At 69.8% G+C, this 23445-nt stretch carries 22 protein-coding genes; 11 read left to right on the top strand and 11 right to left on the bottom strand.

All coding sequences use genetic code 11. The features are described 5' to 3' along the window. Positions 1-6 precede the first annotated feature (6 nt). Together HLH36_RS03070 and HLH36_RS20005 are read right to left on the bottom strand one after the other, a co-directional pair. On the bottom strand, positions 7-1245 hold the full coding sequence (locus HLH36_RS03070; protein ID WP_182985018.1) for a DNA recombination protein RmuC: 1239 nt from the start codon (positions 1243-1245) through the stop codon (positions 7-9). Positions 1246-1267: 22 nt separating this feature from the next. Further along, positions 1268-4525, bottom strand: coding sequence for an AsmA-like C-terminal region-containing protein (locus HLH36_RS20005; protein ID WP_182985019.1), 3258 nt, complete (start codon positions 4523-4525; stop codon positions 1268-1270). An 89-nt stretch (positions 4526-4614) separates the two neighbouring features. Here HLH36_RS20005 and HLH36_RS03080 point away from each other — a divergent pair, with 89 nt between their 5' ends. Both HLH36_RS03080 and bcp read left to right on the top strand, forming a co-directional pair. Next, positions 4615-7713 (top strand): bifunctional [glutamine synthetase] adenylyltransferase/[glutamine synthetase]-adenylyl-L-tyrosine phosphorylase, encoded by a 3099-nt coding sequence (locus HLH36_RS03080; protein WP_182985020.1) that lies wholly within the window; start codon positions 4615-4617, stop codon positions 7711-7713. Between the two features lie 51 nt (positions 7714-7764). Further along, complete coding sequence (bcp, locus tag HLH36_RS03085; RefSeq protein ID WP_182985021.1) at positions 7765-8244, top strand: thioredoxin-dependent thiol peroxidase; 480 nt, start codon at positions 7765-7767, stop codon at positions 8242-8244. 19 nt (positions 8245-8263) lie between these two features. On the opposite strand, the gene HLH36_RS03090 is transcribed toward bcp, so the two are convergent. The 4 genes from HLH36_RS03090 to aat all read right to left on the bottom strand — a co-directional run bounded on the left by HLH36_RS03090 (position 8264) and on the right by aat (position 10797). Continuing rightward, positions 8264-8647: a hypothetical protein gene (locus tag HLH36_RS03090; RefSeq protein WP_246376384.1), complete on the bottom strand. Its 384-nt coding sequence runs from the start codon at positions 8645-8647 to the stop codon at positions 8264-8266. 137 nt (positions 8648-8784) lie between these two features. Further along, entirely contained in the window at positions 8785-9375 is a 591-nt protein-coding gene (locus HLH36_RS03095) for a hypothetical protein (RefSeq protein WP_182985023.1), read from the bottom strand. After that, the gene (locus tag HLH36_RS03100; RefSeq protein ID WP_220792689.1) at positions 9372-10046 is read right to left on the bottom strand and encodes a DUF4412 domain-containing protein; all 675 of its coding nucleotides are present in this window, start codon (positions 10044-10046) and stop codon (positions 9372-9374) included. Before HLH36_RS03100 ends, HLH36_RS03095 begins: the two co-directional genes overlap by 4 nt. Before the next feature lie 46 nt (positions 10047-10092). Next, on the bottom strand, positions 10093-10797 hold the full coding sequence (aat, locus tag HLH36_RS03105; RefSeq protein ID WP_182985024.1) for a leucyl/phenylalanyl-tRNA--protein transferase: 705 nt from the start codon (positions 10795-10797) through the stop codon (positions 10093-10095). A 106-nt stretch (positions 10798-10903) separates the two neighbouring features. Here aat and HLH36_RS03110 point away from each other — a divergent pair, with 106 nt between their 5' ends. Together HLH36_RS03110 and HLH36_RS03115 are read left to right on the top strand one after the other, a co-directional pair. Next, complete coding sequence (locus tag HLH36_RS03110) at positions 10904-11878, top strand: 2-hydroxyacid dehydrogenase (protein WP_182985025.1); 975 nt, start codon at positions 10904-10906, stop codon at positions 11876-11878. Positions 11879-11883: 5 nt separating this feature from the next. Beyond that, positions 11884-12048, top strand: a complete 165-nt coding sequence (locus HLH36_RS03115) for a hypothetical protein (RefSeq protein ID WP_182985026.1) — start codon at positions 11884-11886, stop codon at positions 12046-12048. 42 nt (positions 12049-12090) lie between these two features. Here HLH36_RS03115 and HLH36_RS03120 read toward each other — a convergent pair whose 3' ends face one another. Further along, positions 12091-12942, bottom strand: a complete 852-nt coding sequence (locus HLH36_RS03120; RefSeq protein ID WP_182985027.1) for a shikimate 5-dehydrogenase — start codon at positions 12940-12942, stop codon at positions 12091-12093. A gap of 44 nt (positions 12943-12986) precedes the next feature. Then, entirely contained in the window at positions 12987-13982 is a 996-nt protein-coding gene (locus tag HLH36_RS03125; protein WP_182985028.1) for a LacI family DNA-binding transcriptional regulator, read from the bottom strand. A 149-nt stretch (positions 13983-14131) separates the two neighbouring features. Between HLH36_RS03125 and ptsP the strand changes: the two genes are divergently transcribed. The 3 genes from ptsP to HLH36_RS03140 are packed head-to-tail and all read left to right on the top strand — an operon-like array spanning position 14132 to position 19361. Further along, positions 14132-16669 (top strand): phosphoenolpyruvate--protein phosphotransferase, encoded by a 2538-nt coding sequence (ptsP, locus tag HLH36_RS03130; protein WP_182985029.1) that lies wholly within the window; start codon positions 14132-14134, stop codon positions 16667-16669. Continuing rightward, positions 16669-17637 (top strand): 1-phosphofructokinase, encoded by a 969-nt coding sequence (gene pfkB, locus HLH36_RS03135; protein ID WP_182985030.1) that lies wholly within the window; start codon positions 16669-16671, stop codon positions 17635-17637. Before ptsP ends, pfkB begins: the two co-directional genes overlap by 1 nt. Continuing rightward, positions 17634-19361 carry a PTS fructose transporter subunit IIC gene (locus tag HLH36_RS03140; protein WP_182985031.1) on the top strand — a complete coding sequence of 576 codons (1728 nt, stop codon included), beginning with the start codon at positions 17634-17636 and terminating at the stop codon, positions 19359-19361. The genes pfkB and HLH36_RS03140 overlap by 4 nt, the downstream gene beginning before the upstream one ends. A 22-nt stretch (positions 19362-19383) precedes the next feature. Here the strand turns inward: HLH36_RS03140 and HLH36_RS03145 are convergent, their stop codons facing one another. Further along, the gene (locus HLH36_RS03145) at positions 19384-20274 is read right to left on the bottom strand and encodes an EcsC family protein (protein ID WP_182985032.1); all 891 of its coding nucleotides are present in this window, start codon (positions 20272-20274) and stop codon (positions 19384-19386) included. A 232-nt stretch (positions 20275-20506) separates the two neighbouring features. Here HLH36_RS03145 and HLH36_RS03150 point away from each other — a divergent pair, with 232 nt between their 5' ends. After that, the gene (locus HLH36_RS03150; protein ID WP_182985033.1) at positions 20507-21046 is read left to right on the top strand and encodes a hypothetical protein; all 540 of its coding nucleotides are present in this window, start codon (positions 20507-20509) and stop codon (positions 21044-21046) included. A gap of 13 nt (positions 21047-21059) precedes the next feature. Here the strand turns inward: HLH36_RS03150 and HLH36_RS03155 are convergent, their stop codons facing one another. Next, on the bottom strand, positions 21060-21470 hold the full coding sequence (locus HLH36_RS03155; protein ID WP_182966001.1) for an EVE domain-containing protein: 411 nt from the start codon (positions 21468-21470) through the stop codon (positions 21060-21062). A 3-nt stretch (positions 21471-21473) separates the two neighbouring features. Next, positions 21474-21767, bottom strand: coding sequence for a YciI family protein (locus tag HLH36_RS03160; protein WP_182965999.1), 294 nt, complete (start codon positions 21765-21767; stop codon positions 21474-21476). A gap of 179 nt (positions 21768-21946) precedes the next feature. On the opposite strand from HLH36_RS03160, the gene HLH36_RS03165 reads away from it, so the two are divergent. From HLH36_RS03165 to ccmE, 3 genes are read left to right on the top strand one after another with little or no spacing between them, the layout of a single operon-like run. Then, positions 21947-22762, top strand: coding sequence for a heme ABC transporter permease (locus tag HLH36_RS03165; protein WP_182985034.1), 816 nt, complete (start codon positions 21947-21949; stop codon positions 22760-22762). Then, entirely contained in the window at positions 22759-22914 is a 156-nt protein-coding gene (gene ccmD / locus HLH36_RS03170) for a heme exporter protein CcmD (RefSeq protein WP_182985035.1), read from the top strand. The genes HLH36_RS03165 and ccmD overlap by 4 nt, the downstream gene beginning before the upstream one ends. Beyond that, positions 22911-23441, top strand: a complete 531-nt coding sequence (ccmE, locus tag HLH36_RS03175) for a cytochrome c maturation protein CcmE (RefSeq protein ID WP_182985036.1) — start codon at positions 22911-22913, stop codon at positions 23439-23441. Before ccmD ends, ccmE begins: the two co-directional genes overlap by 4 nt. Positions 23442-23445 lie beyond the last annotated feature (4 nt).

Raw genomic sequence — 23445 nt, forward strand, 5'->3', positions numbered from 1 at the left:
CCCGCCTCAAGCACCATTAAATTCCGTTTCACTCCGCCCGGCCACCTCCTCGTCCAGCGGCGGGATGGCGGCCGCGTCGATCCCGTCCAGCCCGCGCAACTGCTTCGCCACCACCCGCGTCCGCCGCCGCGCCTCGTCGATCGACGACGACATGGCCGAGGCATTGCGCGCCAGCCGCTCCAGCACGCCATCCATCCGCAGCATTTCCTGCCGGGTGGCGCCCAGCAGGCGCGCGATGCCGTCCGTCCTCTCCTCCAGCGCCATGGTGACGTATCCCAGATGGATCGTCCGCAGCATGGCCGGCAGCAGGCCGGGGCCCATGATCATCACCCGGCAGGTCCGCCCGATCTCGTCCACCAGTCCCGGAATCCGCGCGATCTCGGCATAGAGCCCGTCGGTCGGCAGATACAGGACCGCGAATTCCACCGTCACCGGCGGGACGATATATTTGGCGGCAATCTTGCGGGCTTCAATCTTCAGCGTCGTCTCCAGCGCGCGGCGGGCGGCGCGCTCGGCCTCGGCATCCACCCGGTCCACGGCATCCAGCAGGCGCTCATACGCCTCGGTGGGGAATTTGGAATCGATGGCCAGCAATGGCGGCGTGGTGGCCCGCACCGGCATGCGCACGGCAAATTCCACCACCTCGGCACTGCCCTCGCGCAGGCGGCAATTGGCCTCGTAGGCGCCGGGCGGCAGCACATCGTCCAGAATCGCGCGCAACTGCGCCTCGCCCCAGCCGCCACGCGTCTTGACGTTGGAGAACAGGCGCTTGAGGTCGCCGATCTGCGCCGTCATCGCCGAGACCTCGCCCATCGCCTTCTGCATGGCCGTAAACTGTTCCAGCACCCGCTGGAACGAGGTCTGCATCTGCCGCTCCACCGCCTCGTGCAGGCGCTCGTCCACCGTGGCGCGAATGGCGTCGAGCTGCCGGGCCGAGGTCTCGGCCATCTCGCGCAGCGCCTCGCTCTGGCGCACCCGCGCCTCGGCCAGGTCCCGGGTCAGCGATTGCGCCATCGCCCCCAGCCGGTCCGCCGTCTCGGCGCGGAACTGGTCCAGCCGGGTACGCTGGGCCTCGCCATCGGCCAGGCGCGCGGCGGAATCGCGCTCCATCATGACATAGACGCGCGCCAGCAGGTCACCCCCATCCGCTCCACGCCCGCGCCGCGCCAGCAGCATCAGCGCGGCCACGATCGCGATCGCAGCCAGGGCCACAAGCCCCCACCCCCCGGCACCCAGACCGTCCATCGCTTCTCCTTCCACGGACCGCCTACTCGACCAGCCGGCGCATCACGCCGGGCAGGAAGAGCGAAAACGGATTGACCCGCAGCGCCGGCGAATCCAGCGCCCCGCTGACCACGAAGGTAGCCGCCAGCAGGCCGCCCCCCTTCTCCGGGCTCATCAGCCGCCCCACGCCCGGCATGTGACCGGGGATGGTATTCACGGCAAAAGCCGGGACGATGGTCCCTTTCAGCTCCAGCTTCCCCCGGTCCAGATCGACCGGCCCCTCGACCGTCACCCCCAGCGAGGCATTGCTGGCCACCCCGTCATGGACCTCCAGCACCCCGTCGCGAAAGGTGAAGGGCAGGGAAACGCGCTGGATCGCGAATCCCGGCGCCGGCGCGGCCTGCATCCAGCCATAGAGCGAGGCATTATTTGCCAGGCGCACCGCCCGCGGCACCTCGCGCAACGTGATGGGATCGACAGTCAGCACACCCGTAAAGGGCGCGCTGGGCTGGGCATCGTCGAACACGCCCCGCATCACGGTCCGCCCGCCCTCGAACTTGGTCGTCACGCCCAGCGTGCGCAGCATCAGGCCCAGATCCTGGACACTGGCCCACAGGTGCCGCCCGTCCCGCTCCGGCGTCAGGGTCGCACTGGCCGGCGACGGCCCGGCCATGGAAAACCGCATCCGCGTCAGGCGGACGCCATTATCCTCCAGATGCGCATGCACACCGGTCAGCGCCGCGGCGCGGGCATAGAACAATGTATGGACATCGGCATCGATCAGCCAGCTCCGTCCAGGCGGCCCATGCACCCGGCCCGACGCGGCCTCGGGCATGTGATAGGCCCCCTTTTCCGATCCCGTGGGAGACGCAGCCACCTCCGGCGTGGGCGCCAGAAGCGGCGACAGGTCCAGCACCGAAGCATGGACCGCCACACGAAGCGGATCGGCCGGTCGCGGCGAAACCTCCACCGTCGCATCCCCCCGCGACCGGCCGACGCGGAACCCGCGCATGATCAGGCTGCGCCCGCCATCCCGCCCCATGGTCGCGCGGCCATCGATCAGCAAGTCGGGGCCGGTGGCATGAATGGCCTCGACCGAGACCAGGCGCCCGGCATCCAGCCCCAGCCGCGCCGAGGCCTCCGCCGCCTGCCCCCGCTGCTTGCTCCACACCGGAATGGTCAGCGCCGCATCCGCCAGGTCCAGCTTCAGGTCCACCTGACCGGTACTGTCGGGGAAGCGATCATAATCGACATCCAGGTCCGCGCTGCCGTGGAAGCGCTGGCCGACATCGAAACCGGCGCGCACCGCGCTCTCGGGCGTGGCATGGATGCGCACATGCGCGCTCTCGGTGGTACGGACCTCCGGCGTGCCGCGAAAATCCATGGCATAGGTCAGGGCCGACTCCATGCCGCCCAGCAGCGCCGTACCCCGCATGGTCAACCCTTGCGTCGTGGCATCCAGCGTCACCCGGCCGTCATCCAGGGCGCGCCCCTGCACCACGTCGCCCAGATGCAGATGATCCAGGTCGGCATGGCCATTCAGCCGGATCTGATCCACCGAGACCTTGTCGTCCAGCGGCAGGACCAGATGCAGGACGACCCGCGCATTGCCGCTGGGCTGGTCGAACGCGACCGGATGGCGCGACAGCAGATGCAGGCGGGGCTCAGCCAGCAGGGCCAGCACATCGCGCAGATTGCCGCGCAGGGTCGTCGTGATGTCGCCGGTCTGGTCCTTCCCCTGCAGGCCGGTGATGCGCATGTGCCCGTCGCCGACCGCAAGCCGCCCGATGCCGGCGGTGCCGACATGCCGGCCGGTGCGCTCCACGGTCTGCACACCGTCGCTGAAGGCGATCGACAGCGCATCCGGCCCCTCGAAGGTCAGGACGGCATTCACCCCCTGGATCGGCGGGATCGGACGCAGCCAGTGCAGGTCCAGACCCGACCCGGTGACGCCGCCCGCCATCGACCGCATGGCAAGCGCCTTCCACCCCGACGCACTGCCCAGCCCGATGGCGACATGCAGGTCCTGCGCCGTGCCGCGCGTGATGTTCCGCGTCACCCACGCCCGCGCGCCCTTCATCGCCCCCGCCGGCCAGTAAGCGGCCAGGGTCGCGAAATCGAGCGTGGGAATGGTCGCGTCCACCGCGCCGTCGATCGGCCCGGGGCCATTCAGGTTGGCGATATCCAGCGCCGCATGCGCGGACAGCGTGACCGTATCGCCGGGCACGCTCGCCGGGCGGTCGGAGGGCAGTATGCTGGCCGCCAGCGTCTCCAGCCGGATCTTCGCCCCACCCGGAATTACGCCGCCGCCGGCATCGGGCGGGAAACGGGCCGTGAAATCCGCCTGCGCGCCGGCCACGCGAACCAGGCCCCGCGCGCCCGTCACGATCCGCCCGGCACCCGCCCGCACGCGCAGGGCGGCCGAGACCGGGCGGGCCATCAGGCCATCCCGATCGGCCGCCAGACGAACCGTTGCATCCAGCCCGACGGGCAGGTCGGCATGGGCCAGGCCCGGCGCCAGCGGGGCCAGTGCGCTCGGCGTCACCGGCGTGGCGGCAAGATGCCAGACCAGTCCCGCCGCACCATCGGCCTGGCCATCGGCGCGCAGCGTCGCGCGCAGTCCAGGCCCCGCCAGCGTCACCCCGGCATGGCCGGCCAGGCCGAACAGGGCGGCATGACGCACGGCATGCAGTTCGGCATGCACCCCCGCGGCGCGCCAGGTCTGGCCGCTAGGCACGTCGCGCAGCGTGACCGCGACATCCTCCAGCGCAAGCCTTTCCATCATCCGGGGATCGAGCGGCACGCCCACTTTGCCGCCCCCCGCCTGCATCCCCCCGGTATCGAGACCGATCGCTCCATCCACGCCCCGACGCAGCGTCACCCGCGCACCGGATACCGCCAGCTCGGGCGCGACAAGCCGGCCATGCAGCAGCGGCCCGCTGGCCAGCACCAGCCGCAGCGCGCGGACACTCTCCGCCACGCTTCCATCGGGCCGGCGCAGGCGCAGATCGTCGGCCGCGACGTCCAGCGGCGCGGCCAGGCCGCGATGCAGCCAGTCCCAGCCAACGCGCATCCGCCCCAGTTCCAGGCGGACCGCCTTCTGCCCCCGCGCGCCGGGCGGCAGCACGCGCGCCAGCGCCAGCCGCGCCAGCGGCGTGACATCGACGGGCCGCCAGGAGAGCCACCCCGCCAGCCCCACCACCAGCAGAACCGGCACGGCCATGCAGGCCGCAGCCAGCACCCGGACGATGCGCCACCCCCTGCGTGGCGCCGGAGGTCGGGGGCCTTGACCGTGGGTCATCGCGCCGTCCAGGGTGCGCCGCGGCCTCGGCGCAGCATGGCGCGGGATAGCGCCCCTTTTCTTTTCTGCCTCCCGGACCAGGACGACCCATGCCCGGACATCGCACCGCCCGCGCCACGCAGGCGCCCCCCGCCGCCGGCCCGACAGCCTGGACCGACCGCGCCTGGCCCGCCCCCGCCGATCCGCGCGGCGTCGCCCTGCTGCGCGAGGACCTGGACGAGCTGTGGCGGGAGCACGCGCTGGACCCGGCATTGCTGAAGGCCGAGGGCGTGGCGGCCATGCTGGCGGCGATCGGCGGCAACAGCCCCTATCTGGCCGGCCTGGCTCGGCGCGACGTCATTCCCTTCGCCCACCTGCTGGCCGAAGGGCCGGACGCGGGCATGGCCGCCGCCCTGGACAGCATGGCGGCGCTGACCCCGCGCGACGACCGCGCCACGATCGCGGCAACCCTGCGCGCGGCCAAGCGGCAGGCCGCGCTGGCCATCGCGCTGGCCGATATCGGCGGTCTGTGGACGCTGGAACAGGTCACCCTCGCGCTCAGCCGCCTGGCCGAGGGCGCGCTGGATGCCGCGGTCAGACATCTGCTGCGGACGGCACATGACACGGGGCAACTCGTTCTGCCAGATCCGGGCCACCCGACCCGGGGCAGCGGATTCGTCGTGCTGGCAATGGGAAAACTGGGTGCGCGGGAACTGAACTACTCCTCGGATATCGACCTGATCGTGCTGTACGATCCGGACTGCCATCCGGGCCACGAGGATTTGCGCCGGATCTTCATCCGCATGACTAGCGATCTTGTCAGCCTGATGGAAGCGCGCGATGCCGATGGCTACGTGTTCCGCACCGACCTGCGCCTGCGCCCCGACCCGTCGGCCACCCCGCCCGCAATCTCGTTTCCCACCGGCATCGCCTATTACGAAAGCATGGGCCAGACCTGGGAACGCGCGGCCATGACCAAGGCGCGCCCGGTGGCGGGCGATATCGGCGCCGGCCGCCGCTTCCTGCGCGCGATCCACCCGTTCGTCTGGCGCCGCCACCTCGATTTCGCGGTGATCGACGACCTGCACGACATGAAGGCGCGCATCGACCGCCACCGCAATGCCGGCCATACCGGCCTGTCGCGCCTGGGCGACCGCACGGTCCACGATCCGCGGCTGGCCCGCGACTGGCTGTTGGGCCACAACCTGAAACTGGGCCAGGGCGGCATCCGCGAGGTCGAATTCGTCGCCCAGGCGCTGCAACTGGTCTGGGGCGGGCGGCAGCCCGAACTGCGCGATCCCACCACGCTGGGCGCGCTGCGCCGGCTGGTGCGCGCCGGCATCCTGCCCCGCCCGCAGGGCGAAAGCCTGGCCCGCACCTATCGCATGCTGCGCCGCGCGGAGCATCGGCTGCAGATGCAGGCCGACCACCAGACCCACCGCCTGCCGACGACGCGCGAAGCCTTCAACATCTACGCGATCTTCATGCAGGAGGAAAACGGCCGCGCCCTGGCCGCCATGATGCTGCCGATCATGCAGGATTCCCGCCGGATCTTCGAGCGCCAGTTCGCCGAACCCGAGGGCACGGACGCCTCGATCGACCCCGAGGCCGAAGACATGGAGGAGCATCTGCGCCTCGCCAGCTTCCCGAAAGCCGACATCCCCGATGCGCTGGCCCTGTTGGGCCGCTGGAGCGGCAACCGCCTGCGCGCCCTGCGCTCGGACCGCGCGCGCAGCCTGCTGCGCCGCCTGATGCCGGTCATCCTGTCCTGCTTCGGCCAGCGCCGCGAGCCGCTGACCTGCCTGCGCCGGTTCGATGCCATGCTCGCCCGCCAATGGGCGGGGGTGCAGTTCCTGACATTGTTGGAGCGCAATCCGGCGCTGATCGGACGCATCGCCACCATCCTCGACGGCTCGCCCTTCCTGGCCGACCATCTGGCCGAAACCCCGGCGGCGCTGGAAGGGCTGCTGGGCGGCATCGGCGACGACGAGGCCGACACCCGCGCCGCCGACCTCACGCCCGCCCAGCTCGTGCGCCAGCATGTGGCGGGCGCCACCTCGACCGAGCAGCTCCTGCCCGTCCTGCGCACGCTGGTGCGCGGCGAGGAATTCCGCCTGTCCACCGCCCGGCTGGAAGGTCGGCTGGACGTGGACAGCGCCAGCCGCGCCCGCACCGACATGGCCGACGCGGTGATCCGCGGCCTGCTGCGCACCGTCACCGTCGAACATCGCGAACGCTACGGGCGCATCCAGGGCGGGGCGATCGCGGTGGTGGCGCTGGGCAAGGCCGGATCGCGCGAGATGATGCCGGGTTCGGACCTCGACCTGATGCTGATCTACGACCACCCGCCCGGGGTGACCGACAGCGTGGTCTCGCCGCGCGCCGCCGCCGAGGGGGGCGGGCTGCCGCCACGCCCGCTGCCGGTCGGGCAATATTTCGTCCGGCTGGCCCATGCCTTCATCGCCGCCCTCACCGCGCCGGGCCCGGAAGGGCCGCTCTACGAGGTCGACATGCGCCTGCGCCCCTCCGGCTCCAAGGGCCCGGTCGCGCTGTCGCTGGACTCGTTCCGCCGCTATCACGCCGAAAGCGCCTGGACGTGGGAGCGCATGGCCCTGACCCGCGCACGGGTCGTCGCCGGCGCGCCCCCGCTGGTCCGCGCCATGCGCGCGGCGATCGCCACCGCGCTGGATGGCAGCCCCTCCCCCGCCGCCCGCCAGACGATCCTTGACGATGCGCGTGCGATGCGCGCCCGCATCGCGCGCGACCTGCCGGCCGAGGGCCCGTGGGACATCAGGCGTCGTCCGGGCGGCCTGATGGATGTGGAATTCATCGCCCAGGCGCTGCAACTCGTCGCCGGCACCGCCGAGGCGCGCGCGCCCTCGACGCGCGAAGCCCTGCGCCTGCTGGCGCGGCATGGCGGGCTGGACCCGGCGGCGGAACGCGTGCTGCTGCGCGCGGACCGGACATGGCGGTCGGTACAGAGCATGCTGCGCATCCTCTTCGGCGCCCGCCCGCCGACCGATCCCGCCGCCATGCCTGCCGCCACCAGCGACATCCTGCTGCGCGAGATCGGTGTTGGGTCGATGGACGACGCCCTGTCCCTGATGGACGATCTCGCGGACTCGGTGCGCGCCCTGTTCGTCCGCCTGGTCGGCCCGGTCGAGGACACGGCGGAACGCTTGCGGGCACCGGCAAACCCATCGAAATAGAAGGCCCGCCCACCGCACCTCGCCCCGACCGGGGCCGAACGGAGACCCATCATGGCCGAAACCCCGATCTTTCCCGCTATCGGCGCCCCGGTGCCGGATTTCGACATGCCGGCCAGCAAGGGGCGGCATGTCAGCCTGGCGGCGATGCGGGGCAAGCCGTTCATCCTGTATTTCTACCCCAAGGCCAGCACGCCGGGCTGCACCACCGAGGCCTGCGGTTTCCAGGAGGCCCTGGCCGCGCTGGGCGGCACGGGCCTTCCCGTCATCGGCGTCTCGCGCGATTCGATGAAGGCCATCGACAATTTCGCCACCAGGCAGAATCTCGATTTTCCGCTGGCCTCGGACGCCACCGGCGCGGTCACCGAAGCCTACGGCGTCTGGGTCGAGAAGACGCTGTACGGCCGCAAATATATGGGCATCGAACGCGCCACCTTCCTGATCGATGCCGACGGCCGGGTCGCCCATGTCTGGCGCAACGTCAAGGTACCCGGCCATGTCGCCGAGGTGATGCGGGCCGCCTCACAGATCTGACGGCCCGCGCCCCGCGCGATCAATAAGCCGGATAGGCATAGGCGTAAGGCTGCACATAGACCACCGGGGGCGGAGGCGGCGGCGGAGGGGGCGGCGGCGCATAGGCATCGGCCGCAATCGCCGTTCCGGCCGCGCCGATCAGCGCCCCGCCGATCAGCCCGCCGACAAAGGCACCGCCCACACCGGGGCCGCGGCCATAATAGCCCCGCCCGCCCCAACCCGGGCCACGCCAGCCGGGCCCCCGCCAGCCGCCACCGTGCCAGCCGCCGTCATGCCAGCCACCGCCATGCCAGCCCGGACCGGGACCGCCCCACCCATGTCCGTGCCATTCCGCATGAGCCGCCGGAGCAGCAGCGGCAAGACCCGCCGCCAACACCGGAACCACCAGCAGAAGTCGCGCCATTTTACGCATGGCCGTACCCTTTCTTTCCAGGCGGGAGCAAACCGCCCCGCGTAAAAAGAAACACACCACCCCCTCATGGCGATTTACGGGCAGGTTTCGCCCCATTTCCGTCACGAACCCCGCCAGCCAGCGGATTTCTAGGGATGGGCGGCCTGGATGGTCTTCAGTCCGGCTGGCACGACGAACACCAAATCCGGCTGGATCGCGCGGCTCACCTGTTCCGCACGCACCACGATCCGGTCGCCCTGCATGACCTGGAGCATGACGCCGTCGTCGCTGTAGCAGACATCGCTCACCCGGCCGTCCGTGTCATGGGTATGCCAGACGGTGCAGCTCTCGCCGGCCACCAGCATCGTCTCGCCGCGCGCCCAGTCCCCCGATGCCCGCTGCCCGGGTTCCGACAGGGCTGGGCCGGGAGCGGGAATGATTGTGCGGGCCCCGTGGGCCTGATCGATCACCGTCAGGCTGCCCGCCCGATAGTCGGTGATCATGTAGGTGGCCGACCCGTCGGGATCGACACGCTGGCGGCGTGTGCCGGCCGACCAGCGCATGCGCTGGTGCTGCACCGGAATCGACGGATCGGGCGATGCCAGTGCGTAGCTGACGTCGACATCCCGCTGCGGCGTGACGAAGGGCGCGTCCCCGGCCGCCCGCGCCGCCGGACCAACCGGCAGCGTCAGGGCGAGGATCAGGCCCGCCAGCGCCAGGCGGTGCGATTCGCCGCTCATTGGCCGGACTGCGCCGCTCCACCGGTCACCGGCTGGCCGCCACCCATCGCGTGCGACGGGGCGACGCGATGGCGTGTGACCATCTGATAGCCCTCGGGCGGCTGGAACGTGCTGGTCGGAATGGGGCCATAGGTGACGCGCGTCGCCTCCAGCCGGCCCTTCATGCCGTCGCCATCCACCCCGTCCTCGCGCAGGATCACGCCGTCATCGGTCACGCAGGCGGTCGCCGTCCCGCGCCCCGACACCACGCCCCATTCGGTGCAGGACACGCCCGCCACCTGCGCCGTGCCCCTGCGGGTAAACTGCATCGACAGATCCAGCAGGAACGGGTTGCGAATCCCGTTATGCGCCTCGAACTGCGTGTAGACCTTCTGCTTGTTCAGCACGATCGTCACCTGCCGCGTGGTGCGGTTCAGGATGGTCGAGCCCATGGCCTCGGGGCTGTCGATGCGCATCATCCCGCCATTGGCGGTGAACCAGGCCTCGATCGTCTTGGGAGCCGGGGCGCCATCGGGCTGCACGGCATATTGCACCTGCACGTCGCGCGCGGGTGCAAGCGGCGGATGGTCGGCATCGGCCTGCGCCCGCGCCGGCTGAGCCGCAACGGCCGTCATCAGGCTCACCGCCAGCGCGCCAGCCACGCCCGCGCGCGCCCCCGTCGGATGGATCATGATCCCGAACTCCTCTTCCCGCTTCGTCCAATAATGCCCGACGACCCTAACCGCTTCCGTCGCCAGACGAAATTGCACCCGCGCCGCTTCCGCACCGCATGGCGATAATTTCATGACGGATCGCCTCGCGTTCCACGGGCGAGGACTCGTCCGGCCAGCGGGCCGGCAGTCGCAGCGCGGCCGCCAGTTGCTTCTTGTAGCGCCATGAGGGAATTTCGACCCCGCCGAACCGCGCCAGGTGCTCGGTGCCGAACTGCGTATCGAGCAGCGTGAAGCCGCCACGCCGCAGCCGCGCGACCAGCGAGACCAGCGCCGCCTTCGACGAATCGCGGGTGCGGCTGAACATGCTCTCGCCGAAGAACGCCCCGCCGATCGCCACGCCGTAGAGCCCGCCCACCAGTTCCCCGTCGCACCAGCTTTCCACGCTGTGGGCATGACCCAGCGCATGCAGGTCGCAGAACAGGCGGACGATCCGCTCGTTGATCCATGTCTCTTCCCGACCCGGCGCGGGGGCGGCACAAGCGCGGATCGTCGCCTCGAAATCACGGTCGGAGACGATCTCGAACCGGTCGGACAGCACGGTGCGCAGCAGGCGGCGGGGGGCGTGAAACCCGTCCAGCGGCAGGATTCCCCGCAATTCCGGATCGTACCATTCCAGGTGCTGCGACCGTGCATCGGGCGCCATGGGAAACAGGCCGATCGAATAGGCCTGGATCATGATCTCGGGGGTGATGTCCATCCCGTTGCCCATCGCGCTCTCTTTCTCGTCATGCCGGGCGTCTGGACACAAACCGGCAATAGGTCGAACCTGTTACGGAAGCCGGCTGTACGGCACCTTTGGAAAAGAGGTCGATCCCATGTCCCGGACACGCCCCCGCCTGATCGTTTCCCAGCACCTGCTGGCCGCCGCCAACGCCCGCATCGCCCGGGATTATGACACGCTGCCGGCCCCGGACCACAAGCTGACGGAAGACGAACTGGTTGCCCAGGCCCGGGAATTTCGCCCCGATGCCGTGGTGGTGACCAGCAGCACGCCGGTCTCCGCCGCCACCGTCGCCGCCCTGCCCGACAGCGTGCGCGTCATCGCCACCATCAGCGTCGGCACCGATCACCTGGACATTCCGGCGATCCTCGGGCGCGGCATCGCCCTGACCAACACCCCCGACGTACTGACCGACTGCAACGCCGACCTGGCGATGATGCTGATCCTGGCGGCATCGCGCCGGGCGAAGGAATATCTCTCGCTGGTCGATTCGGGCTGGGGCCGGACCCTGGGCCTGGACGAAATGCTGGGCACGCGCGTCACCGGCAAGACGCTGGGCATCATCGGCATGGGGCGCATCGGTCGCGCCGTGGCCCGGCGGGCACGCGGTTTCGAGATGAAGATCCTCTATTCCAACCGCAGCCGCCTGGCGCCGGAACTGGAAGAATGCGCCACCTATTTCGCCGATCCGCGCGCCATGCTGCCCCAGTGCGACGTGCTGAGCCTGCACATGCCGGGCAGCAAGGACGGCAAGCCGGTCATGACCGCCGAATTGTTCGGCCTGCTGCCGCGCGGCGCCATCTTCGTCAACGCCGCACGCGGCAGCCTGGTGGATGAGGGCGCGCTGATCGCAGCCCTGAAGGACGGGCAGATCGCGGGCGCGGGGCTGGATGTCTGCCGCAGCGAGCCGAACCCCGACCCGCGCCTGCTTTCCCTGCCGAACCTGTTCCTGACGCCGCATGTCGGCAGTGCCACGGTGGAAACCCGCACCGACATGTGCATGCTGGCACTGGACAATGTCGATGCCGTCCTGGCCGGCCGCCCGGCCCCGACGCCGGTGACAGGATAACGTTCATGCAGGCCGGCCAGACCTTCTTCCTCTGCTGCCTGGCAGGCTGTGCCGTGGCACTCGCCCTGCTGCTGCTGATGCCGCATTACGCCGGCATGGCCCGCACCCTGATCGGCTTCTACCTTCTCGCCGCGATGGCAGCAGCAACCCGGATGGCTATCAAAGCCTGACCCTGACAAAGCCTGACCCTGAATGCGCGCGCCGGCGCGCCTTCAGCGCGCCGGCAGGGCCAGGGCTTCGGCCGTGGCCGGACCATGGGCGAACAGCACCGCCTCGCGCACCTGGGCCGGGGATGGCCGGATGCCGGTATAGAGCACGAACTGCTCGATAGCCTGCAGCACGATCACCTCGGCACCGGAAATGACGGTCTTTCCGCGCGCGCGCGCCGCCCGCAGAAAGGGCGTCTCCGGCGGCAGGGCCACCACGTCGAAGGCGATGGTGCAGGTATCGATCAGCGATTCGGGAAAGGCCAGCGCCGCGCTGTCCGGCCCTTCCATGCCCAGCGGCGTCACATTGATCAGCAGCGACGCCCCCTGCTCCGGCAGGTCGGGGCACCACTGATAGCCATATTCCTCGGCCAGGCGCCGGCCCGCCTCTTCATTGCGGGCCACGATCGTCCCGTCCACGAAGCCGCTGTCGCGCAGGGCCGCCACCACCGCCCGGGCCATCCCTCCGCTGCCGCGCAGCAGGAAGGGCGTCGCCGGGTCGATCCCCCGCTGGGCCAGCAGGGTCTGCGCCGCGATGTAATCCGTATTGTGCCCGACCAGCACACCGTCGTCATTGACGATGGTATTGACGCTCTCGATCGCCTGGGCCGACGGTTCCAGCCGGTCGATCAGCGGAATGACGGCTTCCTTGAACGGCATGGAAATCGCGCAGCCCCGAATGCCGAGCGCGCGCACCCCGCCGATCGCCGCCGGCAGGTCGGTGGTGCTGAAGGATTTGTAGATATAATCGAGCTCCAGCAGCTCATAGAGACGGTTGTGCAGCCGCGACCCGGCATTGCCGGGCCTGCCGGACAGCGACATGCACAATTTCGTGTCACGACCAATCGGCGGTTTCATGTCCGTACTCTCCTTTCGTTTTTCTTCGTTTTTCCGGGCGCCGATCAGGCCTCGACGCCCCGCCCTCCCGATCCCCGGGCGATGAAACGCCCCGCCAGCACGACGCGGCGCGTGACGCAATCGGCGTGATCCAGCCGGTCCATCAGCATCGTCACGGCCGTGCGCCCGATTTCTTCCACCGGCTGCTCGATCACGCTCAGCCCGCCGCCGACGAATTCCATCCAGGGTTCGTTGTCGAAACTCGTCAGGGCCAGGTCCCGGGGGATCTCCAGCTCCAGCGCATCGGCGACCCGCAGCACGCTTTGCAGCATGACGCTGTTGCTGACGACCAGCGCACTCGGCCGCCGCGACGCATCCTCCAGCAATGCCGCGATCACCCGCTGGGCCTGCTCGCGTTCATGCGGCACCGGGACGACCTGCCCGGGAATGCCGCATTCCTCCATCGCACGCCTATATCCATCGCAGCGTTCGCGCCCGGTCACGGTATCGGTGCCGAACAGGCCGGCAATGCGACGGTGCCCCAGCCGGTGCAGATGCACGACCAGTTTCGCCGCCATGGCCGCATTGTCGATGACGACGCTGTCGCACGAGGCATTCGGCGCCGCACGGTCGATCAGGACGATCGGAAAATCGCTCTCCACATGCGCGATCCTGTCCGCCCCTTCGCGCGTCGGCGCCAGGATGACGCCGGTGACCCGCTCCTCCTGCATCAGTTGCAGGTACATCGCCTCCTTTGCCGCATCTTCGTCGGTATTGCAGAAGATGACGCGCAGCCCCCGGTCATAGGCGATGGCCTCGACCGTGCGGGACACGGCGGTAAAGAACGGGTTACGGATATCGGCGACGATCAGGCCGATGGTATTGGTGTGCCGCGAGCGCAGGCGCCGCGCCGCCAGGTTGGGGCGGTAGCCCGTCTCGTGCACCGCCGCCATCACCCGATCGCGCATGTCGGGATCGACCGGACGTCCGGCCAGAACACGCGATACCGTGGCGGGCGAGACCGCCGCCACCCGCGCGACATCCTTGATTCCGACATTCATCAGGAAAACGTTCTCCCTCCACGCGCAGCAGGAAACGGTATCCACGGGAAGTGATTATGCCATGGCACCCTTCGAATATCCTGTCTATTGACAAAAACCACAGAGAACGTTTTCCCTGCTAGGAAAATAAAAACGGAGAGGCTCGTCGAATGCCCCCCACCACCGTTATCGGCCCGGCGGTCGAAACCCTGATCCGGATCGATGCCCGCGCGGCGAACAAGGACGATGCCATTCGCCAGGCGGGACAATTGCTGGTCGCGGCCGGCTGCGTGATCCCCGGCTACGAAGAAAGCATGATCCGGCGCGAGCAGGTGGCCAACACCTATCTCGGCTCGGGCGTCGCCATTCCGCACGGCACCGGCGATGACAAGGGGCTGGTGCGCCAGGACGGCATCGTGGTGCTGCAATTCATAGACGGAATCGAATGGAATCCCGGTCAGGTCGCCCATCTGGTCGTCGGAATCGCTGCCGGATCGGACAGCCATATCGCGATCCTGCGGCGCCTGACACGCCTGATCCAGAACGAGGCCCGCCTGCAGGAACTGGTTGCCACGCGCGACCCGGATGTCATTTCCGCCGCCCTGCGCGACGAGGCCCCGCCCCCCGCCTCCTCCGGCGCCGCCGAGGATTATCCCGAGCGGATCGAATGGATTGTCGATTACCCGACGGGCCTGCACGCGCGCCCCGCCTCCACATGGTCCGAAACCGCGAAGGGCGCCGGCGCCCCGCTGCGCGTGCGGCATGGCGCGGAAGCCGCCGATCCGCGCAGCCTGGTCGCCCTGCTGCAACTGGGCCTGAAGGCCGGTGACACGATTGTGATCTCCGCCGGCGGCGCCAATGCCCGTACGGCACTGGAACGGTTTCACAATGTCGTCACCCGCCTGACGCCGCAGGAGAAGGCCGATGCCGCCCGCGCTGCCGAGAAAGCCGCCGCGGCGGCCAAAGCCGGCCCGCTGAAAGGATGGAAGCCGGTCGGCACGCCGCGCCTGATGCCAGGCGTCGCCGCCAGTCCCGGCCTGGCCATCGGCAAGATCCATATCCTCGCCGCCGCCGAAACCGAAGTCCCGGACGAACCGGTGGACCTGGTGGCCGGCGGCGCGCTGCTCAATGGCGCCCTGGCGCGCACGCGCGCGCAGATGGAAGGACTGATCGACGACACGACCCGCCGCCTCGGCGCGGGGGATGCGGCAATCTTCATCGCGCAGGCCGGTCTGCTGGACGATACCGACCTGATCACGCTGACCTGCCAGATCATGGTCGAAGGCCATGGCGTCGCCTGGTCGTGGCACCAGGCCGTCGAGCAGATGGCGGCCAGGCTCTCGTCGCTCGGCAACCCGGTCCTGGCCGCGCGGGCGGCGGATTTGCGCGATGTCGGACGCCGCGTCCTGGCGCAGATCGACCCCGATCTGGGTACCGGCACGCTGGGCGACCTGCCGGAAGAACCGTGCATCCTGGTCGCCTCCGACCTGTCGCCCTCCGATACCGCGACCCTGGACATCAGCCGCGTCGCCGGTATCGCGACCGCGCTGGGCGGCCCGACATCGCACAGCGCGATCCTGGCACGCACGCTGGGCCTGCCCTCGGTCGTCGCGGGCGGCCCCGGGCTGCTGGCCCTGGCAGCCGGCAGCACGGCGATCGTCGATGGCGATACGGGGCGCATCTGGCTGGACCCGACGGAGGCCGACCTGGACTCGGCACGGGCCTGGCTCGCCGACCGCGCACGCCTGCGCGCGGCGGAGGAAGAAAAGCGCGCCAACCCCGCCGAGACGACGGACGGCCATCGCGTCGCCATCGGCGCCAACGTCAACCGCCCCGACCAGGTGGCGTTCTGCCTGTCGCAGGGGGCCGAGGGCGTCGGCCTGATGCGGACCGAGTTCCTGTTCCTCGAACGCGGCGAAACCCCCAGCGAGGACGAGCAATACGCCGTCTATCGCGACATGATCGAGGCCCTGGGCGACCGCCCGCTGATCGTGCGCACGCTCGATATCGGCGGCGACAAGCAGGTCCCGCACCTGGACCTGCCCCATGAGGAAAACCCGTTCCTGGGCGTGCGCGGCGCACGGCTGCTGCTGCGCCGGCCCGACCTGCTCGACCCGCAGTTGCGCGCGCTCTATCGGGCGGCGAAGGCGGGCGGGGAACTGCTGATCATGTTCCCCATGATCACCTCGGTCCCCGAACTGGTGGCGCTGCGGCAGCGATGCGAGGCCATCCGTGCCGAGCTGGACGCGCCGACGGTCCCGATCGGCATCATGATCGAGGTCCCGGCGGCGGCGGTCCAGGCCCACATCCTGGCGGAACATGCCGATTTCTTCTCGGTCGGCACCAACGACCTCACGCAGTACACGCTGGCCATCGACCGGCAGAATCCGGAACTGGCCAGCGAGGCCGACAGCCTGCACCCCGCCGTGCTGCGCCTGATTGCGCAGACGGTGGAGGGCGCGCGGCGCCACGGGCGCTGGGTCGGCGTCTGCGGCGGGCTGGCGGGCGATCCGTTCGGGGCCGCCCTGCTCACCGGGCTCGGCGTCGATGAACTGTCGATGACCCCGCGCGACATCCCCGCCGTAAAGGCGCGGATTCGCAACACCAGCCTGGCGGATCTGCGCGCCCTCGCCGCCCGCGCGCTCGAGGTCGGCACACCGGACGCGGTCCGCGCGCTGGACCGCGCGCCCGATGGAAAGGACGCGTGATGCGTATTGCAACCGTCACCTTCAACCCCGCGATCGACCAGACCATCACGGTCGATCACCTGGTGCCCGGCGAAGTCCATCGCGCCCGCGCCGTGCGGCAGAATGCGGGCGGCAAGGGCGTGAACGTCGCCAGCTGTCTGGCCGACTGGGGCATCGCGGTTACCGCGTTCGGCCTGCTGGGCCGCGAGAATGCCGCGCTGTTCGAGGCCCTGTGCGCACAGAAGAAGATCGCGGACCGTTTCCTGCGCATCCCGGGCGCCACCCGCGTCAACATGAAGATCGTCGATGATCGCGACACCACCGACATCAACATGGACGGCGCCCCCGTCGATGCGGCCACCACCGAACGGCAGGTCGGGATGGTGGAGGCATTTGCCGGCGACGACAGCCTGATCGTGCTGTCGGGCAGCCTGCCGCCGGGATGCCCGCCCGACCTCTATGCCGGCCTGGTCGCCCGGCTGCGCGGCAGGGGTGCGCGCGTGCTGCTGGACACCAGCGGCACGCCGCTGACGCTGGCGCTCCAGGGCGACACGCTCCCCAACATCATCAAGCCGAACCTGCGGGAACTCGCGGACTGGGCGGGCGAACCCGTCGAGACGGCGGACGACGCCCTGCGCATCGGGGCCCGGCTGATCGCCCGGGGCGTCGAACTGGTCGTAGTGTCGATGGGCGCGGACGGCGCGCTGTTCCTCCAGGATTCGGGCGCGATCACCGCACGGTTGCGGGCCCATACGGTCACCAGCACGGTCGGCGCCGGCGATGCCATGGTCGCGGGCCTGGTCGCCGCCCTGTCGGAAGAAGCGGCGCTGGAGGATATCGCCTGCCTGTCCACCGCCTTCGCGGTCGGCAAGCTCGGCCTGGCCGGGCCGAATCTTCCGGGCCGCGACGCGACCCTGGCCCTGATGAAGAACGTGACGATCGCGCCAGCCGGACACATCGAAGCCGGCAGCGCGGGAGAAACAGCATGAAGCACATACTGGCCGTCATCCAGGCCGGCGAGGAGAGCGTCACGGGCGTTCTCGCCGGCGAGGCGCTACGCCGCGCAGCGCGCGAAACAGGCCGCCCGCTGGACGTCGAAATCCGCACCGCGCAGGGCACCCTCAACCCCCTGCCCGCCGGCGTGCCGGGCGAGGACGAGGTGCTGCTGCTGGTCGGCACCGGCGGACAGCCCGACGAGGCCCTGACCGCACGGGCCAGCCGTCATCTGACGCTCGAATCCGTCCTGGCCGATCCGGGCCGCGCGATCGCGGGCCTGGAGGCCCCGAGCGGTGCCACGTCGCCGCCGGCTGCACGCCCGCCGCGCATCGTCGCCGTCACATCCTGCCCCACCGGCATCGCCCATACCTTCATGGCGGCCGAGGGCCTGCAGGAAGCCGCGCGCCAGCTCGGCTATCCGTTCCGCGTCGAAACGCAGGGCTCGGTCGGCGCCGGCAATCCGCTGACCGCGCAGGAAATCGCCGATGCCGACGTGGTGGTGATCGCAGCTGACCGGGAGGTCGATCGCGGCCGCTTCGGCGGCAAGCGCGTCTATGCCACCGGCGCCAAGCCGGCCATTACCGGCGGCGCCGCCGTGATCGCCAAGGCCCTCGCCGAGGCGACCGTGCAGCCCGCGACCGGCGCGGCCTCCGCCGGCGCGTCCCAATCGTCCGGCAAGGGCGAACGCGCCGGCCCCTACAAGCATCTGATGACGGGCGTGTCCTTCATGCTGCCCTTCGTCGTGTCCGGCGGCCTGCTGATCGCGCTCGCCTTCGCACTGGGCGGCATCCATGCCAACGATGCCTCGTCCGACGGAACCCTGGCCCATACCCTGTTCACCATCGGGGCCAAGGCCGGCTTCGCGCTGATGGTCCCGGCACTGGCGGGCTATATCGCCTTCTCGATCGCCGATCGTCCGGGCCTGGCGCCGGGCATGATCGGCGGCATCCTCGCCGCGAACCTCAATGCCGGCTTTCTCGGCGGCATCGCGGCAGGCTTCGTCGCAGGCTACGCGGTGGACGCGCTCAACCGCCTGATCAGCCTGCCCAAGACCCTGCAAGGGCTGAAGCCGATCCTGATCCTGCCGTTGCTGGGCACGCTGATCACCGGCCTGCTGACGGTCTACGCGATCGGCCGGCCCGTCGCCGCCCTGATGGCCTTCTTCACGGAATGGCTGCGCGGCATGCAGGGGTCCAGCGCGATATTGCTGGGGCTGATCCTGGGGGCGATGTCCGCCTTCGACATGGGCGGCCCGGTGAACAAGGCGGGCTATGCCTTCTCGGTCGGGCTGATCGCCAGCGCGGTCTATACGCCGATGGCCGCCACGATGGTCGCCGGCATGGTGCCGCCCCTGGCGGCGGCACTGGCGACACGCCTGTTCCATGCACGCTTCACGGCGGAAGAGCGCGAGGCCGGCGCAACGGCGGCGGTGCTGGGACTGGCCTTCATCACCGAAGGCGCCATCCCCTTCGCCGCCCGCGACCCCCTGCGGGTCATCCCCGCCATGATGGCGGGGTCGGCAACGGCGGGCGCGATCTCCATGGTCGCGGGCGTGGAGCTGAAAGTGCCGCATGGCGGCATCTTCGTCCTGCCCATTCCGGGCGCCGTCACGCATCTGGCCGCCTATGTGGTGGCGCTGCTCGCGGGCACCGTCGTCAGCGCCGTATTGATCGGCCTGCTGATGCGCGCGCCCGTACGAGCCGAAAAGATGACCTGAAGGGCGCCGAACGCGCCCTTCGTCAGAAAGGCTGGCTGGCGCCGGTCATGCCGGCGCGCAGCGATTCGGCGGTGCGCCGCACTTCCGGTCCATGTTCCCGCTCCAGGCGCCGGATGGTGAAATGCGCCCGGGCCAGGGCACGGTAATGCGCCAGGAAGGCCGCGTTGAGCGAGGCCCCGCATAGCGCGCCCGCCACCGGCATCATCTGCACCGCCAGCTTGCGCGACAGGCCCAGCCCGTAATGCGACGCGACCTCGGATACCAGCATCACCACCGGCCGGCCGCGCAGCATGGCACGGGCCGAGAAATAGCCCAGCTCGCTCTCGTCATCGGCGGCACCGACCGGAAAGGCCCGCAGCGCGAACACTTCGAGGCACGCGCGCCGGGCATCCTGGGTGGACAGATCCTCGCCTTCCTCGCGGGCAATGCGCGCGATCTCGCGCATGATGGCCAGGGTGGTGAAGGTGACATCGGGCAGCAGGCCGGCAAGCCCGGCAAACCCACCGACCGCACCCGACACCGTCACCGCCGCCTGCAGCGCCGGCCCCCGCCATGCCGGGGTGGAAATCGGGGCGGGGACAGCGGCGGAAATAGAGGAGCGGGTCGCCACCGCAGCCGAGTCGGGTACCGCCTGCTCGCCCTTGAGCGGGGTCATGCCGACGATCGCGATATCAAAAGCGCGTGAAATCGCGCTCTCGGCGATTCCCTTCAGCTTGGCCTGCATGGTGGGCGCCATGCCCAGGCCCCGCATGCCCAGTTGTGCCGCCTGGCCGACCGCACCGCCCATCAGGTCCGCCAGCCGCACCAGCACGCCACGACCCGATTCGACCTTTTCCAGCGCGCGCTGCAGTTCGGCGATCGCCGGGGCGTCCAGCACCAGCGGAGCGACCTCGCCCCCGGTTTGAATGGTCATTCCCCAACCCTCCTGCCGATCATGCGCCCCCGCCCGCCCGCATGGACGAGGCGACGGCCAGTAGATGAAGCCCCACCGGTAACGGCGGATGTCGCTTTATCAAGCATATTACCCCTCTCGCAAATCCACCGTCACGCCGTATATGGTTCGTGACGCAGGGCCGCCATGTCCATGCCGGGAGAGGACGAACCGGTCACAGCCCAGGTACAGTCCGAACGCAAGGAGAACCCTTATGGATGTGATAAAGGCCCCCCGGCCCGCCATGCGGACGACGCGCCCGACCCTGCTCTGCTGCGCCGGCGCGGCCCTCGTGGCCGGCTGGAGCATGGCGGCGATACACGCCGCCCAGGCCGCCCCGCGCCACGCAACCCGCGCGCCGGCACCCGCGACCGGCACCCTGAATGCGCCCGTTTCGTCGTCGCTCGAGCCGGCCGACGCCCGCCACGACCCGACCGCCGATCCCGACAATCCCCCGGCCCCGCCGCCGCCCGACGGCTACCAGGTGGTGCAGGACGAGGATGTCACGGCCCAGACTTTCAGCCCGGAGATCGCCGCCCTCCACGGCCCCGGCCTGCCGTCGATCGAAGCCCGCCAGACCCCGCGCGATTCCCGCGACGTGCCGTCGCATTTCAGCGTCTTCGACGTCCCCGTGAAATTCAACGCCCCGGTGCAGCCCGCCTATAACGCGGCCTTCACCTATTCGACCTATGGCGGCCAACCCGGACGCGGCATCCAGGCCATCGGCGCCGAAGGCGCCGCCGGAGAGCCGTAAAGGCCCTCTTACTTCATTTAAATCCGCCCATACGGCACAGATGCGCCCAGTGCGCATCCGATACCGGCACGACCGAAAGGCGCGACTGGCGCACCAGGGCCAGGTCGGCCAGGTCCGGGTCGGCCTTGATCGCGGCCAGCGTCACCGGATGGGGCATCGGCCCCACGGCGCGGACATCGACACAGACCCAGCCGCCATCGGCGGCGGTCGGGTCGGGATAGGCTTCCCGCACGATCTCGACCACGCCCACGATCTCGCGGCCGATATTGGAGTGATAGAAGAAGGCACGGTCGCCCCGCGCCATCGCCATCAGGTTGCGCTTTGCCTGGTGGTTGCGCACGCCGGTCCAGGGCTCGACGCCATGGGCGACCTGCTGGTCCCACGAAAAGGCGTCGGGTTCGGATTTCACAAGCCAGTATGCCATCCGCTATTCCACCAACTGCCCGTCACGGAAGACCGGGCGGAAGGGGCGAATCACCACGCTTTCGAACACATCGGCCTTGGCATACGGGTCGCTGGCGGCAAAACCCTCGGCGGTTGCACGGTCTTCCACGTCGATCAGCAGCATGCTGCCGCAGGGCCGCCCGTCCGCGCCCATCAGCGGGCCACCCTGAATGATCCGGTCCTGATAGGCCTGCAGATAGGCCAGATGCTGCGGCCGCGTGGCGATGCGCGTTTCCAGCGCCCCCGGCTTGTCGGTGCAGATGATGGCGAAAAGCATGGGAAGTCTCCTTCCGGAAAGGCGGGCCGGCCCGCCACGTGAACTACGCGCCATGAATCCGGCGCGGGCCGTGCCTTTCTTCGCATGTTCGTGTAGGAACGGAAAGCGAAACGCCCCCACCGTCCCCGACGGACGCATAAAGCAGGAGTCCCCCGCGCGTGGGGGAGAACGAAACCGTCTTGAACGCCACACCGAGCCTTGCCGCACGCACGGGCAATTTCTTCCACCGCTACGCCAATCCGGGGCGGTTTCTCCGGCTGGGCGCGCGCCTGCAACCCTGGCTGACCTGGCCCGCCATCCTGCTGTCGGTCGCCGGCATCGCCTGGGGCCTGTTCCTCTCGCCCGCCGACTGGCAGCAGGGGGACAGCGTGCGGATCATGTATGTCCATGTGCCTGCCGCATGGCTGGCATCGTCGGGCTATATGGGGCTGGCGATCTGCTCGCTGCTGTCGCTGGTCTGGCGCCATCCGCTGGCCGACCTGGCGGCGGTGGAAATCGGCCCGGTCGGTGCCTCGGTCACCGCCATCTGCCTGGCCACCGGTTCGCTGTGGGGCAAGCCGATGTGGGGCACCTGGTGGGTGTGGGACGCACGGCTGACCTCGGTGCTGGTGCTGTTCTTCCTCTATCTGGGCCATATCGCGCTGATCCGCGCCTTCGACGAGCCGCAGCGCGGCTATCGCGCCGCCGCGATCCTCGGCCTCGCCGGGGCGGTCGACCTGCCGATCATCAAGTTCAGCGTGCAATGGTGGAACACGCTCCACCAGCCCGACAGCATCACGCTGACGGCCGCCCCCACCATGTCGACCGCCATGCTGTGGCCGCTGCTGGTCTGCACCATCGGCTTCACGCTCGGCTTCGCCGCCATCCTGGTCGCACGCCTGCGCGCCGCCGTGATGGAAAGCCGGGTCCGCACCGCGCTGGCCATGCGCCGCGGCCGGGCCGACAGCCATGACGCCCGGGATTCGGGCCAGGACCTGAGCGGAGCCGTCGCATGACCCACCTGCCCTACATCGTCACCGCCTACGGGCTGACCATCGGGCTCGCCGTCATCCTGGGCGGCGGTGCCGCGCTGCGCCTGCGCCGGGCCCGCGCCCGCCTGGCAGCGCTCGAGCGCCCGTCCCGCACCGGCGGAGCCTCCGCACCATGACCCGCAAGAGCCGCCGCCTGTGGCTGGTCGGCGGGTGCCTGGTCGGACTGGGCACCGCCACCGCGCTGACGCTGAGCGCGTTTTCCTCCAACATCGTCTTCTTCATGGCGCCGTCGCAGGTCCATGCCCACCCGCCTGCCGCCGACCGCACCATCCGGCTGGGCGGCATGGTGGTGGCCGGATCGGTGCGGCAGCAGAAGAACGGCGACACCCCCGTCAACCGGTTCGACGTGACGGACGGACAGGACGCCGTCACGGTGCGTTACGAAGGCATCCTGCCCGACCTGTTCCGCGAGGGGCAGAGCGTGGTGGCCATCGGCACCGTGCTGGCCGACGGATCGTTCCGCGCCAGCGAAGTGCTGGCCAAGCATGACGAGACCTACATGCCCAAGGAAGTCGCCGAGGCCCTGCGCCGCAGCGGCAAATGGGACCCGCGCTATGGCAAGGCCCCCGATGCCGCAAGCTGGAACAGCATGACCACAAGCGCCTCGGGCCAGGATAAAGCCGCCTCGCAGCATGGAAGCTGACTGA

Source organism: Gluconacetobacter aggeris (genome assembly GCF_014174395.1).
GTDB lineage: Bacteria > Pseudomonadota > Alphaproteobacteria > Acetobacterales > Acetobacteraceae > Gluconacetobacter > Gluconacetobacter aggeris.